The organism is Kitasatospora sp. NPDC050543 (genome assembly GCF_044457565.1).
Lineage (GTDB): Bacteria > Actinomycetota > Actinomycetes > Streptomycetales > Streptomycetaceae > Kitasatospora.
Window position 1 is genome coordinate 537,029 of record NZ_JBITGZ010000001.1, and the last position, 11,707, is coordinate 548,735.

Genomic DNA, 11,707 nt, shown 5'->3' on the forward strand with positions numbered 1-11,707 from the left:
ACATCGCCCGAGCGACGTGTCGGTGAGAACCGAAACCGGACGCATCCGAAAGAGGCACCCACCGCCATGACCACCGCCCAGCTCCCCACCTCCCCCGCCGCCGCGACCACCTCGAACAGCACACGCGCCCTGCTCACCTGCGCGGCCGTCGCGGCCCCGCTCTGGGCGGCCGTCTCGCTGGCCCAGGCCGCCACCCGCGAGGGGTTCGACCCGACCCGCCACCCGCTGAGCGCGCTCAGCAACGGCCCACTCGGCTGGGTCCAGATCACCAACTTCCTGGTCGCCGGCGCCCTGAGCGCCGTCGGTGCGGTCGGCCTGCGCCGGGTACTGCGCGGCACCCCGGGCGGGACGTGGGTACCCCGGCTGGTGCTGCTCAGCGGCCTCGGCATGATCGCCGCCGGAGCGTTCGTGATGGACCCGGCCGACGGCTTCCCGATCGGCACCCCGGACGGCATGCCCCCGGCTCTCAGCTGGCGCAGCTACGCGCACTTCGCCGCCGGCTCGGTCACCTTCACCGCCCTGATCGCCGCCTGCTACCTCCTCGGCCGCCACTTCCGGCGGGCGGGCGACCGCGCCCGCGCGATCGCCTCCCGCGCGGCCGGCACCGCCCTCCTGGTCGGCAACGGCTGGGCGATGAGCGGCGCAAGGGCGGGCTCGGTGACCCTGGCCGTCGGCGTGATCAGCGCGATGCTCTGGGTCTCCGCGACCGCCGCCCGGTACCGCCGGAGCCTGTGACCCCTCCCGCACCACCCGCCCGCCCGCACCCGCCCACCCCGCCGCACCCGAGGCCTCCACCACACCCGAAGCCTCCACCTCACGACAAGGACACCTGATCACCATGACCAAGTTCGCCACCCTGGACGAGTACCTCGCCGCCCTGCCCGCCGCCCAGCGGGAGATCACCGACAAGCTCCGGCCGGTCATCGACGCGGCCCTGCCCGGCGCCGGCGCCCTGTGGCACGGCCACCCCGTCTGGAGCCTGGGCGCGGCGCCCGGCAAGAACCCCGTCTGCTACCTCAAGGCCTACGCCAACCACATCGCCTTCGGCTTCTGGCGCGGCCAGGAGCTCTCCGACCCCTCCGGGCGCCTCGTGGCCGGCGCCCGCGAGATGGCCGGCCTCAAGCTCCGCACACCCGCCGACGTCGACGCCGCCCTCCTCACCGACTGGCTGCACCAGGCCCGCAAGCTCGAACACCCCGCCGGTGACTGATCAACAGCACCATCCGCCGACGGCGATGTGTTCACGGTGCGATCAAGGCCGTGGCGCGCTTCCCGCTGGAGATCGACCTCGCACTCTCTGACGCAAGGCCTCCGCCCCGCGCAGCGCGGGCCGGGAGACCGTAGGCCCCGCCACCGGGACGACGCATTCCAGGTGGCGGGGCCTACGGCGTTGCGGGGTGATCGGATTCGGCCCGGGTCTCAGGGCCGGCCGGTCAGAGCAGCGATGCCGTCCAGGATCCGTTCCAGGCCGAAGTCGAGCGGATCGGCGTCCTGCGGCACGAAGGCGCCGGCGGCGATGGCGGCGGTCAGCGCCGGGTAGCGGTGGCCGTGGCGCTCCAGGACGTCGGCCGCAAGGCGGTCCCACTCCTCGGCGCCGTCCTCGTCGGCGTCGACGAGCTGCTGGGCGAGGCTGCGGATGTGGCCGATGATCAGCAGGAAGGCGTCGTGCTGCTGCGCCGCGCCGAGCCCGGTCTGCGACAGGGCGGCCAGGGCGGCGTCGAGCCAGGCGAGCTGGTTGGGGCCCATGAGCTGGCGGCGCATGGTGGTGGCCGTCAGGATCCACCGGTGGCGGCGGTAGAGCGCCCAGCACTGCCGGGCCCAGGCGGCCAGCTGGGGGCGCCAGCCACCGGGGATGTCGCCGACCGGGGTGGGGGTGCCGAGCGCGGAGTCGACCATCAGGTCGACCAGTTCGGCCTTCCCGGGGACGTACCGGTAGAGCGCCATGGTGGTGACGTCCAGTTCGGCCGCCACCCGCTGCATGGAGAGCGCGTCCAGGCCCTCGGCGTCGGCGATCGCGATGGCGCCGGCCACGATGCGCTGGGGCGTCAGCGAGGGCTTCGGTCCCCGGCGGGGCTGCTCCTGCTCCCCCCAGAGCAGCGCCAGGCCGGCCTTCGGGTCGCGCTTCTTCTCCCTGTTCCCGGCCATGCGGGCCCTCCTTCAGCTTGTCGGCGGACGGTTGACGCTCTCTCAGAACTGTGTATAACATACACTCAATTGCGTAGCCGATAAACAGTTTAGGGGAGTCAACTGTGCTCAGCGCCATCCTCATCGCGTCCGCCACCGCCCTCGCCGCGCCCGCCGCCGGCGCACTGGGCCACCGCCGCCTCAAGCAGGCCGCCAACGCCCGGCTGATGCGGATCGACACTCCGAACGGCGTCGACGAGCAGGGCTTCGTCCGGATCGGCGGCATCGAGCAGTGGATCTCGGTCCGTGGCGAGGACCGCGCCAACCCGGTGATGCTGGAGATCCACGGCGGCCCCGGCGCGTCCAACGCGATCCACGGGCCGCGGACCCGGGCCTGGGAGAAGCACTTCACGATCGTCCGCTGGGACATGCGCGGCACCGGCAAGACCCTCGGCCGCGGCGGCGCGGCCGGCCAGGGCGAGCTGAGCTTCGCCCGCCTGTACGAGGACGCCGTCGAGGTCACCCGGCACGTACACGACAGGCTCGGCGTCGACCGGGTCGTCCTGGTCGCCAACTCGTTCGGGAGCGCGTTCGGCCTGCGACTGGCCCGCCGGCACCCGCACCTGTACTCCGCCTACGTCGGCACCGACCAGAACATCCACGACGGCGGCCGCGACGACCGCGCCCACCGGGCCCTGCTCGCCCGGCTGCGCGCCGCCGGCAAGCGCAAGGAGCTCGCGGCCGTCGAGAAGATCGGCCCCGACGCCCGCGCCTGGACCGCCGAGCAGTACGGCGCCTACGCCAAGATCGTCGCCACCACCGACCCGCTGACCCTGCGAACCATGAAGTCCGTGGTCATGAAGTCGCTGTGGTTCTCCCCCCTGCACTCGCTGCGCGAGCTGGGCACGCTCGGCAAGGGCATGAAGCTCTCCGAGCAGATCCTCCCCGCCACGGCCGCATTCGACGACTGGGCCGACGGCACCCGCTTCGACCTGCCGTTCTTCGTCTTCCAGGGCGACCAGGACGTGCTCACCCCCACCGACCGCGCCCGGAGCTTCTTCGACGACGTGCAGGCGCCGGTCAAGGACTTCGCCCTGATCGAGGACGCCGCCCACTTCGCGTCCTTCCGCCACCCCGAGCGCTTCCTCGACCTGATGCTGACCAAGGTGCGTCCCGTCGTCACCGGCCGCCGGTAGTGCGCCGCCACCGCCCGGCGCCGGGCGGTGGCGGGCAGTGCCGGGCGGTGTGGACGAGCGTTGCCGGCGCCGTGCGGCAGGGCGGCGGGCTCGTGACCGGCGCCGAATCCGGGCCGAAAGCGGCGAGGCCCCTCGCCGCACGCGGCGAAGGGCCTCTTGACCTACAGGTCTCTCGTGCCCCAGGCAGGATTCGAACCTGCGACACCGGCTTTAGGAGAGCCGTGCTCTATCCCCTGAGCTACTGAGGCGGGGGTCTGCCGGGCCCGGGTGTGGGGTGGCAAACGGGGTGCGGCGGACAACCTCGAAGGGTGGCCGACCGACCCCTGACAGACTAGCGGATGGCGCCTCCGGAGATCGCCCCTGTTTGGGCTGCCGGGTCGGCGCGGTGCGTGGAGCGATGGGCCGGCGGCGGGCCGCCGGGGCCGGGCGGGGAGCGGATGCACCGTCAGGTGGCGTCTCCAGTAGCCTGAGATCAACTGTTCGGATTCCTCCACTCCCAGCACCTGAGGCTCCACGTCATGACGCCAGCCGTGCCCTTCCGATCCGCCCGGCGGCTGCTGGGCGCCGTCTGGTTCTGGCCGGCGCTGGCGATGTTCTTCGTCGGCGTGTACCGGCTGAGCGGGCCCGAGCTGTGGCGGGACGAGGTCTCCAGCTGGAGCGCCGCGACCCGGGGCCTGGGCGACCTGCTGCGGATGCTCCAGCACGTGGACGCCAGCAACGGCGCGTACTACGTGGTGCTGCACGGCTGGACGGAGCTCTTCGGGGACTCCCCGGCCGCACTGCGGCTGCCATCGGTGCTGGCGATGGCGGGAGCCGCCGCGTTCACGGCGCTCACCGCGCAGCGGATGTTCGACAGCCGGGTGGCGGCAGTGGCGGCCGGGCTGCTGCTGGCCACCGTGCCGAACATCTCGCGGTACGCCCAGGAGGCCCGCTCGTACGCCCTGGTGACCTGTGCGGTCGCCGCCTCGACCTGGCTGCTGCTGCGCGCCCTCGACCGGCCGGGGATCGGGCGCTGGGCCGCCTACAGCGGCTGCCTGGCGGCGGCCGGGGTGGCGCACCTGATCTCGTTCAGTACGGTGGGCGGCCAGCTGGCGCTGGTGCTGCTGCACCTGTGGCGTACCCGGGCCGCACGGCAGCGGCGGCTGCTCTGGCAGTACCCACTGGCCGTGGTCGCCGCGCTGGTGCCCGCGGCCCCGGTGATCGTGCTCGGCGGCCGGCAGTCCGAACGACAGCTCGGCTGGATCCCGGCCCCCACGCTCTACCGGCTGCGGACCTTCGGCGACCAGCTCTTCGGCTCCCCGGCCGTGCTGTACGGCTTCCTGGCACTGGCCGTACTCGCCCTGGCGTGGCCGGGGCGCCGGCTGGCGTCGGTGCAGCTGCTGCTGCTCGCGACGGTACCGGTGGCGGTGGTCTGGCTGGCGTCGCACGGCGGGACGTCGTACTTCATAGACCGCTATCTGCTCTTCACGCTGCCCGCGTGGGCGGCGCTGGCCGGCGGTGGGGTGGCGGCGCTGCACGCGTTCAGCCGGCGCTGGGCGCCGGCCCCGCTCTGCGCGGCGCTGGCGGTGGCCGTGGTCGCCGCGTCGGCGGTGCTGTCGGCACCCGCACAGCGGGAGGTACGGACCGTCGACTCCCACGAGCCCGACGAGGACTACCGGGGCGCGGCGGCGCTGGTCGCGGCCGGCTACCGGCCGGGGGACGGGCTGGCGGCCTCCGGCGGGGAGAGCAGCTGGGCGATGGTCGGGCCGGGCGTCTCCTACTACCTGCCGGACCGGGTCCGGCCGTACCCCGTCTTCGTAGCCCGCTCAGCGGCCCACGCGGCGGACCTCTACCCGGTCGAGTGCCCGGCGGCCGCCGAGTGCCTCGGCCACGGCGACCGGATCTGGCTGGTCACCCTCGGCACCGACGAGGACCAGTTCCAGAGCCTGGCACCGGACCAGGTACGGGCGCTCCGCGGCGGCTACACGGCGTCCGAGGTACGGCGGATCCGGGGGATCACCGTCACGCTGCTGACCCGCACCGGCGCCTGACGCGAGCCGGGGCCGACCCGCGCAGGCGGCCGGCAGCCTGGCGGCGCCCGGCCCGCGGCAGGCCCTCGGCGGCGGCTCCGGTTGCGGATGCGGCGGCGGGCGGGCCGGGGCGATGATGGAGCGCCGGGACGCCCAGCGGCAGCCGAGGAGGCCGACCAGTGACCAGACGGCGGGCCGGACCCCAGCCCGGGGGAGTCTCCGGGCCGGCCCGCCTCAAGGCCCGCGCGGCGGCCGGTTCGGCGTACGCGAAGGCGCTGCCCGAGCATCTGCCGGTGGTCGGCCGGGCGATCGGGCAGCTGCTGCGGGTCAATCTGCTGGACTGCGCGACCCGGCTGGCGGCCCAGGCCTTCCTCAGCGCGCTGCCGGCCCTGCTCGTGGTGGGGGTGTTCGCACCGGCGGCGGTACGCAGCGGGGTGACGACCACCCTGCGCGAGCAGCTCGGGCTCCAGGGCCCGGCACAGCAGGCGGCCCAGCAGATGCTCTCGGCCGGGCACGGCGGGGACGCGGAGTCCTTCGGGGTGCTGGGCGTCGTACTGACGCTGCTCTCCGCGACGGCGCTGAGCCGGGCGATGCAGCGGGTCTGCGAGCGGTGCTGGGAACTGCCCCGGGCGGGGACCAGGCTCGCGGCCTGGCGCTGGCTGGCCTGGCTGCTGGTGTGGCTGGCCTACCTGACCCTGCTGTCACCGGTCCGCGACGGCTTCGGCCTCGGGGACTGGCTCGGGATCCCGCTCAGCTTCGTGTCGGCGACGGCGCTGTGGTGGTGGACCCAGCACCTGCTGCTCGGAAGCCGGGTGCACTGGCTGCCGCTGCTGCCGGGGGCGTTGCTCTGCGGGGTCGCCATGGTCGGGGTGAGCATCGCGTCCCGGGTGTACCTGCCGGGGGCGATGTCGCGCAGCGTGTCGAAGTTCGGCCCGTACGGGGTGGTGTTCACCAGCCTGTCCTGGCTGATCGTGATGTTCACGACGGTGACGCTGGCGATCGCCCTGGGCCGGGTGATCGCGGAGGAGGAGGCGGTGGCTCACCGGCTGGGGCAGCCCGCCCGCCAGGGTCCGGGTCCGGGTCCGGGTCCGGGAGCAGGTGGCGCGGGCGCAAAGGCCGGCAGCACGGAAGCGGAGGCCGAGGGCACGGGCGCCGGGGGCGCGGATCGGGATCCGGGCGCCGACGCGGGACCGGCTGCGAAGGACTGAGCCCGCCCCGCCGCCGTCATCGGGCAGCGGGGCGGGCTCGGTTGCGCCGGGCTCGGCCGCGTCAGACGCCCGGACCGCCGGGTCGGCGTCCGGACCACCGGGTCAGAGCAGCCGGAGCAGGCGGGAGGCGATGGACGGCGGCGCCAGGTCGGACTTCAGGGCCACCGGGACCTCGACCTTGCCCTCGCCCTCCCCCGCCTTGATCACGCCGACCTGGGTGCCGGCCTTGGCGCGGTGGCCGACCTTGGCCGGGTCGAGCGTCACGGTGGCGGTGATGCCGGGCCAGCCGGCGACCGTGAGGTCCTTGGTGGCCACCACCGGGGCCTTGCCGCCCAGGCCGTCGTCGACGTAACCGACGACCTCGCCCTGCTTGGCCAGGGTCTGGCCGGTGAGGCCGTTCTGCGCGGCGGCGATCTGCTTGGCGCTGACGTTCTGGACGACCTTGAGGATGCCCTCGGTGCTGGTCGCCGGCTGGCCGAGGGTGACGCCGAGGATCATGCGCTGGGTGCCGCCGATGTCCTTGACCGCCGCCCACATCAGGCAGCCGCCGGCCGGGGTGCTGGAACCGGTCTTGACGCCGATGATCCCGTTCTTCGCGGAGAGCAGCGTGTTGGTGTTGAAGACCTTCTGGCCGTTGAAGTTGGTGTCGGACTCGGCCACGATCTGCCGGAAGATCTCGTTCTGCATGACCTGCTCGGCCAGCTTGAGCTGGTCCTTCGCGGTGCTCTTGCTGTCAGAGTTGTAGCCGGCCGGGTCGGCGTAGACGGTGTTGTCCATGCCGAACTTGGCGGCCGTGTCGTTCATCTTCTTGACGAAGGCCTCCTCCGAGCCGGCGTCCCAGCGGGCGAGCAGCCGGGCGACGTTGTTCGCCGACGGCAGCATCAGCATCTCCAGCGCCTCGTACTGGCTGATCTGCTGGTTCTCGGTAAGGGTGATCTTCGACTGGTCCGCGTCGCTGGACTCCTGGGCGGCCTGCTTGTCGACGGTGATCTTCGGGCCGCTCTCCCCCTTCTTCAGCGGGTGGGCCTGGAGGATCAGGTGGGCGTTCATGACCTTGGTGACGCTGGCGATCGGCGCCGGCGTCTCCTGGCCCGAGCCGCCCAGGCTGCCGACACCGACCACCTCGGCGGCCGACTGGCCCTTGGCGGGCCAGGGGATCTCCATGGCGTTCCCGGAGAAGGCGAAGGAGGTGGGGGTGCTCAGCTTCACCGAGCTGCCGGGCAGCGGCCGCAGCAGCTGGGCGACCACGACGACACCGAGGACGATGGCCAGGAAGACCGTCCAGATGGTGATCCGCTTGAGCGCGCGGCGCAGCGGCGACACCGGGCGGGCGCTGAGGGCGGCCAGCACCTCCATCGCCTCGGAGGTGCTCTCCGGGCTCGGGAGCGGCGCGGGCGGCGCGGGCGGCTGCGGTACGGGCTTGGGCAGCGGCTCGGGGTCGGGTTCCGGCAGCGGCTCGGGGGCCGGTACCGGAGCGGGCTCGGGGGCCGGTACCGGAGCGGGCTCGGGGGCCGGCTCGGGAGCGGGCTCCGGGGTCGGCCCGGGCTCCGGGTCCGGGGTGGGTTCCGGGTCCGGGGTGGGTTCCGGTTCGGGCAGCGGTGCGGGGGCGGGTGGGGGCGGCACCGTACCGGCCGAGGCGGTCGTCTGCGGCTGCCGAGGCTTCTCCAACTTCTCGGCCCCGGCGGACTTCTCGGCCCCGGCGGACTTCTCTTCCGGCGCGGCCTTCTCCGACGCGGCCTTCCCGGCAGGCTCGGCCTTCCCGGCCGACTCGGCGTCGGCCTCGGGCACGGCGGCGGACGCAGCGGCAGGCTTGACGGCAGGCTTGACGGGACCGGCCGCCGCGGAGGCGGCCGGGGTCGTCCGAATGGCGAGACGGGGGTCGGCACCGGCCGGCCGGACCGACTCCTCGTCAGCAACCTTGGCCGAGGCGCGCGCCGGCGTGCCGGACGCGGCGGAACCCTCCCCGCCGCTGCCCTCACCGGCACTGTCCCCGCTCTCGGGTGCGGCGGCGGGCTTCGGCGCGAGCATGTCGTCGGGCAGCCGCAGCGCGGTGGTCGCGTTGTCCACCGGCAGCCGCAGCATGGTCGTCTTGGTGTCCACTTCCCGGACACGGAGCTGCACGGTCGAGCCCCCCTTGGCCGCCGCGACCGCCCCCGACTCCGAAGCTGCCGCCGCGGGTGCCGTCGCGTCACCGGACTCCGGCTCAGCCTCGGCAGCCGAGACCGCAGTCGATGCCGAGGCCTCAACCGACTCGGACGCCTCAACCGACTCGACAGCCCCGACCGAGGCAGCAGCCGAAGACGTCCCGTTCACCGGCACCGCCGCGCCCTCCCCGGCCGCCGCCTCGCCCCCAGGCCGGCCAGGCCGGGCGCCCGAGGCCGCCCGCTCCCGGCCCTGCTCCTGCGCCCGCTCCCCGTCGCCCAGCACCCTGTCGGGGGACTCGCCCACGTAACCCAGCCTCCTCATACGCCCGGCGGGGCACCGGCACACCCGATTTCGGGAAGCCGACGCCCCGCCCCAAGTACCTGTACAGTCTCCGCCACCGACGGCCGATCCCGCCGCCCGACCCCGCCCGACCGGCGGTTATTGCGGCCGCACGGCCCATCCCCGGCCCGCCCGATGGTCAGACGCCGGCCCCACGGCCGCCGGTTCCCCGCGCCCGGGCAAGGTCACGATTCGGAGGCGTACTCGACAAGGCCGTGTGAGAGGCGTCACTCTGTCATTCATCCACGCGGGGAGGCTTGGATGGGCAAGAGCCGCAGAACAATTCCCGAGGAACTCTTGCTGCTCGCATTGGACCCGACCACGGGTACCACGGCGCAGCCGCAGACCCTCGACCTCGGACTCGCCGGGGCACAGCTCGTCGAGCTGTCCCTGGCCGGACGGATCGTCCCGGACGGAGACCGGATCGCCGTGGTGCTGCCACGGCCGACCGGCGACCCCACCCTGGACCACGCCCTGGAACTGCTGCGCCGACGCGGCAGTCCGGTGCGGGCCGCGCACTGGATCGGCGGGCCCCGGCTGGGGCTCCGGCAGACCTACCTGGCGCACCTGGAACGGTGCGGCATGGTGACTGCGGTGCCGGGACAGGTGTGCGGGGTTCTGCCGACGACGCGCTACCAGGCATCGGACGACTGTACGAACGCCGCCATCAAGCAGCGTCTCGACACCGCGATCCGCACCGGGGTACCACCGGACCCCAGGACGGCCGCACTCGCCGCCCTGGCCCACGCCGTGGGCCTCGGCAAGCACCTCTACCCCGGTAACGAGGGGCGGTCCTCGCGGTCACGGCTGCGCGACCTGATTCGTTACGACCCGCTCGGCGGGATGGTCGCGCACGCCGTCATGGACGTGCAGAACGGCCTTCCGGCCCAGCAGAACCGCACCGAGCGGACCGGCGGGGCTCCGGCCCCGAACGGCCGTCCGGCCCAGCGTCCGGCCGTTCGGGGCCGGGCCGTGCCCACCCAGGTCGGCGCCCGGTGACAGCCGGGTACCGCGGCGCCGGGCACCGGACGGCCGGGCGCGGTTCGACCGGGCGCGCGGCAGGCGAGTCCCGCCGCTAGCCGGGGGTGAGCAACCAGCACGTATCGAGGGGCGTTCGCCCGGCATGGAAGTCGCCGGGCGGCCGCCCCTCTGCCGTACCCAGTCGCAGCGTCACCCCTACCACTGTCCGGCGTCCGCCGTCTCGCCGAAGCGTCTTCCGATGATCTGTTCTAGCGCGCTCCTGCGATTCCCCGGCGCCGACCTGATCCAAGGTGACATGCTGCTCCAAGTCAGGGGGGTTGGTACCAATTTCCGCAGTGTTCCGAGGATTGCCGTTCCAACGATCACCAGAGGTCCGGCCGGAGGTCGATGTGTCCGCGAGCATCAATCCCACAGTGCGCCGCAGGAGGCTCGGCGCCGAGCTGAGGCGCCTGCGCGAGACCTTGGGGATGACGGCCGAAGAGGTCGCCGGACGGCTGATGGTCTCCCAGTCCAAGATCAGCCGACTGGAGAACGGCCGGCGCAGCATCAGCCAACGGGACGTCCGGGACCTCTGCGACGTCTACAACGTCGACGACGAGCGGGTGCGCGCCGGGCTGATGGAGATGGCCAAGGAGTCGCGGCAGCGCGGCTGGTGGCACGAGTTCAGCGACATCCCGTACAGCGTCTACATCGGCCTGGAGGCGGAGGCCTCCTCGATCCGCGCCTACGAGTCCTCCTTCGTCCCCGGGCTGTTGCAGACCCAGGAGTACGCCGAGGCCGTCGTGCTGGGTACCCAGCCGGACACGGACGCGACGGCGGTGCGCAGGCGGGTGGAGGTCCGGCTCAAGCGCCAGAGCCGGATCAACGGTGAGAACCAGCTCGGCAGTCTCTGGGCGGTGATAGACGAGGCGGTCCTGCGCCGCGAGGTCGGCAGCAAGGTGGTGATGCGGGGTCAGCTGCGGCAGCTGCTCGAACTGAGCGAGCGGCCCAACATCAATCTGCAGGTGATCCCCTTCTCGCACGGGGCACATCCCGGTATGACCGGGACATTCTCCCTGCTGGAGTTCCCCGAGTCAGCTGATTCGACCGTTGTCTACTTCGAAGGGGTGACAAGCGACCTCTACCTGGAGAAGGACGCGGACGTGCGCCGCTATACCGGACTGTACGACCACCTGAGAGCCGCAGCCCTCAGTGTCGCGGAGAGCCGGTCACTGATAGCCAAGATTGCAGAGGGGTACCAACCATGACCACCCAGTTCGAGAACGCTCTGGCCTGGCGCAAGAGCAGCCACAGTGGTGGCAACGGTGCATGTGTGGAGATCGCCGTCCCGAGTACCGCCACGGTCGCGGTACGCGACTCCAAGGACCCCGATGGACCGCAGCTGCGCTTCTCCGCGGAGGCCTGGGCGGCATTCGCCGTCGCCGCCGGCTCCGGGGTATTCGGCGAGGTCTGAGCGGCCGCCGCAGCAGACGCCCGAGCGGCACCCGAGCCGGCACCTGCCGGCCGGCGCCCGGAACGCCGCCCGAGCGGACGTCAGCCCCTCTTTGCCCCCGATCACCCGCACCGGTGCCCGCCGCACTCCGCGGCGGGCCCCGCCCCCCCCCCCCGGCCCCCCCCCCCCCCCCCCCGCCCCCCCCCCCCCCCCCCCCCCCGGGGCGGCGCCCCCCCCGCGCCCCCCCCCCCGCAGCGCCCCCCCCCCCCCGCC

Annotated in this window: 10 protein-coding genes and 1 tRNA gene; 8 read left to right on the plus strand and 3 right to left on the minus strand. The window is 73.4% G+C overall.

Features of this window, described 5'->3' with window-relative positions; translation table 11 throughout:
• Positions 1–66: 66 nt before the first annotated feature.
• Together ACIBH3_RS02265 and ACIBH3_RS02270 are read left to right on the plus strand one after the other, a co-directional pair.
• Positions 67–735, plus strand: coding sequence for a DUF998 domain-containing protein (locus tag ACIBH3_RS02265; RefSeq protein ID WP_396309920.1), 669 nt, complete (start codon positions 67–69; stop codon positions 733–735).
• A 103-nt stretch (positions 736–838) separates the two neighbouring features.
• Entirely contained in the window at positions 839–1,210 is a 372-nt protein-coding gene (locus ACIBH3_RS02270; protein WP_396309921.1) for a DUF1801 domain-containing protein, read from the plus strand.
• A 209-nt stretch (positions 1,211–1,419) separates the two neighbouring features.
• Here ACIBH3_RS02270 and ACIBH3_RS02275 read toward each other — a convergent pair whose 3' ends face one another.
• A complete protein-coding gene (locus ACIBH3_RS02275; protein WP_396309922.1) occupies positions 1,420–2,145 on the minus strand; it encodes a TetR/AcrR family transcriptional regulator in 726 nt (241 codons plus the stop codon).
• 104 nt (positions 2,146–2,249) lie between these two features.
• On the opposite strand from ACIBH3_RS02275, the gene ACIBH3_RS02280 reads away from it, so the two are divergent.
• On the plus strand, positions 2,250–3,320 hold the full coding sequence (locus tag ACIBH3_RS02280) for an alpha/beta fold hydrolase (protein WP_396309923.1): 1,071 nt from the start codon (positions 2,250–2,252) through the stop codon (positions 3,318–3,320).
• A 175-nt stretch (positions 3,321–3,495) separates the two neighbouring features.
• On the opposite strand, the gene ACIBH3_RS02285 is transcribed toward ACIBH3_RS02280, so the two are convergent.
• A tRNA-Arg gene (locus ACIBH3_RS02285) sits at positions 3,496–3,568 on the minus strand.
• A gap of 270 nt (positions 3,569–3,838) precedes the next feature.
• On the opposite strand from ACIBH3_RS02285, the gene ACIBH3_RS02290 reads away from it, so the two are divergent.
• Complete coding sequence (locus tag ACIBH3_RS02290) at positions 3,839–5,350, plus strand: glycosyltransferase family 39 protein (protein WP_396309924.1); 1,512 nt, start codon at positions 3,839–3,841, stop codon at positions 5,348–5,350.
• 158 nt (positions 5,351–5,508) lie between these two features.
• Positions 5,509–6,537 carry a YhjD/YihY/BrkB family envelope integrity protein gene (locus ACIBH3_RS02295; protein WP_396309925.1) on the plus strand — a complete coding sequence of 343 codons (1,029 nt, stop codon included), beginning with the start codon at positions 5,509–5,511 and terminating at the stop codon, positions 6,535–6,537.
• Positions 6,538–6,639: 102 nt separating this feature from the next.
• Here ACIBH3_RS02295 and ACIBH3_RS02300 read toward each other — a convergent pair whose 3' ends face one another.
• The gene (locus ACIBH3_RS02300) at positions 6,640–8,658 is read right to left on the minus strand and encodes a D-alanyl-D-alanine carboxypeptidase (RefSeq protein ID WP_396309926.1); all 2,019 of its coding nucleotides are present in this window, start codon (positions 8,656–8,658) and stop codon (positions 6,640–6,642) included.
• 624 nt (positions 8,659–9,282) lie between these two features.
• On the opposite strand from ACIBH3_RS02300, the gene ACIBH3_RS02305 reads away from it, so the two are divergent.
• The 3 genes from ACIBH3_RS02305 (at position 9,283) to ACIBH3_RS02315 (ending at position 11,455) form a co-directional block, all read left to right on the plus strand.
• Positions 9,283–10,020 carry a GPP34 family phosphoprotein gene (locus ACIBH3_RS02305; RefSeq protein ID WP_396309927.1) on the plus strand — a complete coding sequence of 246 codons (738 nt, stop codon included), beginning with the start codon at positions 9,283–9,285 and terminating at the stop codon, positions 10,018–10,020.
• Between the two features lie 371 nt (positions 10,021–10,391).
• Positions 10,392–11,249: a helix-turn-helix domain-containing protein gene (locus tag ACIBH3_RS02310; RefSeq protein WP_396309928.1), complete on the plus strand. Its 858-nt coding sequence runs from the start codon at positions 10,392–10,394 to the stop codon at positions 11,247–11,249.
• A complete protein-coding gene (locus tag ACIBH3_RS02315) occupies positions 11,246–11,455 on the plus strand; it encodes a DUF397 domain-containing protein (RefSeq protein ID WP_396309929.1) in 210 nt (69 codons plus the stop codon). Before ACIBH3_RS02310 ends, ACIBH3_RS02315 begins: the two co-directional genes overlap by 4 nt.
• Positions 11,456–11,707 lie beyond the last annotated feature (252 nt).

Excerpts from the sequence above, each read along its gene's own strand:
- ACIBH3_RS02265 (WP_396309920.1), top strand. The coding sequence starts at position 67 with ATGACCACCGCCCAGCTCCCCACCTCCCCCGCCGCCGCGACCACCTCG.
- ACIBH3_RS02270 (WP_396309921.1), top strand. The coding sequence starts at position 839 with ATGACCAAGTTCGCCACCCTGGACGAGTACCTCGCCGCCCTGCCCGCC.
- ACIBH3_RS02275 (WP_396309922.1), bottom strand. The coding sequence starts at position 2,145 with ATGGCCGGGAACAGGGAGAAGAAGCGCGACCCGAAGGCCGGCCTGGCG.
- ACIBH3_RS02290 (WP_396309924.1), top strand. The coding sequence starts at position 3,839 with ATGACGCCAGCCGTGCCCTTCCGATCCGCCCGGCGGCTGCTGGGCGCC.
- ACIBH3_RS02305 (WP_396309927.1), top strand. The coding sequence starts at position 9,283 with ATGGGCAAGAGCCGCAGAACAATTCCCGAGGAACTCTTGCTGCTCGCA.
- ACIBH3_RS02315 (WP_396309929.1), top strand. The coding sequence starts at position 11,246 with ATGACCACCCAGTTCGAGAACGCTCTGGCCTGGCGCAAGAGCAGCCAC.